This window comes from Salinimicrobium oceani (assembly GCF_012037645.1).
In genome coordinates, this window is the sequence record NZ_JAAVJR010001071.1 from 1 (window position 1) to 365 (window position 365).

Annotated in this window: 1 pseudogene; it reads left to right on the forward strand. The window is 43.0% G+C overall.

Annotated elements, in window-relative coordinates:
- Positions 1-365: pseudogene (locus HC175_RS20825) on the forward strand (zinc carboxypeptidase); the annotation flags it as partial.

Genomic DNA, 365 nt, shown 5'->3' on the forward strand with positions numbered 1-365 from the left:
GGCTGGTTGTATTTTACAAAAGAAAGGTTTGACCTGTTGTACCCCAGTTACGGAGATACCTATCCCACCTATTTGGGTGCCATAGGAATGACCTATGAACAAGCCGGTCACACAGGGCTTTCTGTTGAGACAGATCATGGTTACCTCCTTACTCTTACAGATCGTGTAGCACATCATCACACCACAGGATTATCTACGGTAGAAATTGCAGCGCAAAATGTAGAGCGTCTTAATTCTGAATTTTCAAACTTCTACATTAATGCCGAAAAGAACGCAACCAATTATGTGCTTTCGGGGAAAAAAGATAAGATCGATCTGCTAAAGGAATTGCTGGACAGGCATGAGATCACCTATGCCACAGCAAG